We start from the raw sequence: 1,910 nt of genomic DNA on the forward strand, positions 1-1,910 counted from the left end.
CACTGGCAACGATGGCGGGCGGCGGCGCATGGGGTTGCGGAAGCACCGCCACGTTGAGGCTGGAGTTGAGCGCCGGGCCCATGCCGCCGGTGGAGCACAGCGGGCAACCGAAGGCTTTCGAGAGCGTGGGCAGGGATTCATCGGTGGACTTGTAAGGCGCCGGCGCCTGGGTGCGCGGGTCCACCGTACAGAACTGGCCGCCGATGCCGTTGAGCTGCATCCCGACCATTTGCCCGTGGCCGATGCTGCAGGCGAACACATTGAACAGGACGCAGCAGTAGAGCATCCAGGCAATGAGCGAGCGGTCGGTACGGGCGAGTTTCATGGGGCGGCACTTTACCATCAGCCGCCGACGAATTGCCTGCAAAAAATCTCAAGAGGGCTATCCTCTCTCGGACTTTTCCAAGGATATCCAGCCATGAGCTTTTTAGTCGCGCGATGGATCGTCGGGGTTTTTGGCTTTATCAGCCTGGTGCATTTGTACTGGGCGGCCGGCGGCAAATTGGGTGTGACGGCGGCTATTCCGCAGCTGCCGGGTGAATTCGCCAGCGGGCCGCGACCGGCGTTCAAGCCGTCGGCACTGGGAACGTTGCTGGTGGGTGTGGGGTTGGTGGCGATTGCGGTGTTGGTGTGTTTGCGGGCCGGGCTGTATTTCGAGCCGGTGTCCAACCATGCGTTGCAGTGGGGGATTAGTGCAGTAGCACTGGTGATGTTTGCCCGGGCGATTGGGGATTCGGAGCTGGTAGGGTTTTTCAAGAAGGTCGGCGGGTCGCGGTTTGCGCGGCTGGATACGTTTTTTTACTCGCCGCTGTGTTTGGTGTTGGGGGCGGGGTTGTTGGTGGTGGCGTGGAGTTGAGGGGGGAGTGTTTACCGCGAAAGAGTGAGTTTTACGCTGGGTAAACTCGAATGTTCGCCTGGCGACAGCTGGTCAGGGGGTGAGCAGGGTCAAGGATTCAGGAAGTATAGGTTGGACATGGAGTCAGTGATTTTTTGTGCTTTTCCTTGCGCTACATAATTATTGAATTCTAGTTTGAGAGTGTTCTGGTTGGTGTACTTTTTGTACCGGTGTGGTACTTCGCATGCGTAAATGTAAAGCCGCCACGGGTCGAAGCCGTCCACTCTTTCGTCTGGGCCATAGTCGAAATCGATACATACTCCGGAAAAATCGACTCTGCAGCCAATTCCGTGTAGTTCGTAGGAGATGTTGTCAGTGATCCTCCCGCGTTGCGGGATTTCTTTGCTGCGCCATAGCTGGAGTATGTTTTTTGTTCCGAATGTGCGCTCAAGTAAATCAGTCGCTCTTTTCACCTGATATAGATATTCGTGGATCAAATTCTCCAGGTTGTTCTTTTTCATCGTCTCGGCCTTTCTAACCTATCAAGTCCAACAGCATTCGAAGCGTTTATTACGTCATCTTTACTTTTGAGCGTTCCCTTATGGCTATTTAGGTTCTCTATCAATTTTATGGTGACTGGCGTATTTGTCCGTCTTGCCGCTGAGGCTCGGTGGTGCCCGTCGATAATATAGCGCTGCCCGTTCACCTCGACCACGTCGATAGGCTCATTTGTGTCGTAACCCTTGCTCCGCATGCTGAGGGAGATTTCGTCGACTCGCTTGGTTGATCTTTTCCCCTCGATACTATGCGTTCGATTCAAGCTTTCCGCATCAACTCCTCTAATAACTGGCGCCGAAGGTACACCTTCATCGGCTTTTACTTTTCTAGCAGGATCGTTATCAACGGCTTTCGGCTTACATCCATCGCCACCCGGGCAGGTGTTCAATCCAAGCGGGTCAACCCATCCCGTCGGGTTGGGCACATATTGGTAGCCGTTCAGCCCACCCGCCAGCTTCACGGGGTCGGGCGTCAGATAACGACCAATATCCGGATTATAGTAGCGATGTCGGTTGTA

4 protein-coding genes are annotated in these 1,910 nt (G+C 54.8%); 1 reads left to right on the forward strand and 3 read right to left on the reverse strand.

Features of this window, described 5'->3' with window-relative positions; all coding sequences use genetic code 11:
* On the reverse strand, positions 1 to 325 hold a 325-nt coding region (locus HX846_RS23550), incomplete at its 3' end, for a DUF2946 domain-containing protein (protein ID WP_178966188.1).
* 93 nt (positions 326 to 418) lie between these two features.
* Here HX846_RS23550 and HX846_RS23555 point away from each other — a divergent pair.
* Positions 419 to 856, forward strand: a complete 438-nt coding sequence (locus HX846_RS23555) for a DUF3995 domain-containing protein (protein ID WP_003214721.1) — start codon at positions 419 to 421, stop codon at positions 854 to 856.
* 89 nt (positions 857 to 945) lie between these two features.
* On the opposite strand, the gene HX846_RS23560 is transcribed toward HX846_RS23555, so the two are convergent.
* Positions 946 to 1,356 carry a hypothetical protein gene (locus HX846_RS23560; protein ID WP_102369288.1) on the reverse strand — a complete coding sequence of 137 codons (411 nt, stop codon included), beginning with the start codon at positions 1,354 to 1,356 and terminating at the stop codon, positions 946 to 948.
* A partial coding sequence (locus HX846_RS23565; protein ID WP_178966189.1) for an RHS repeat-associated core domain-containing protein occupies positions 1,353 to 1,910 on the reverse strand: 558 nt, incomplete at its 5' end. The genes HX846_RS23565 and HX846_RS23560, both read right to left, overlap by 4 nt.

The sequence above is a fragment of the Pseudomonas sp. K5002 genome, assembly GCF_013386655.1.
In the GTDB taxonomy this organism is placed as follows: Bacteria; Pseudomonadota; Gammaproteobacteria; order Pseudomonadales; family Pseudomonadaceae; genus Aquipseudomonas.

Coding starts and splice junctions, on each gene's coding strand:
- HX846_RS23555 (WP_003214721.1), top strand. CDS start 419: ATGAGCTTTTTAGTCGCGCGATGGATCGTCGGGGTTTTTGGCTTTATC.
- HX846_RS23560 (WP_102369288.1), bottom strand. CDS start 1,356: ATGAAAAAGAACAACCTGGAGAATTTGATCCACGAATATCTATATCAG.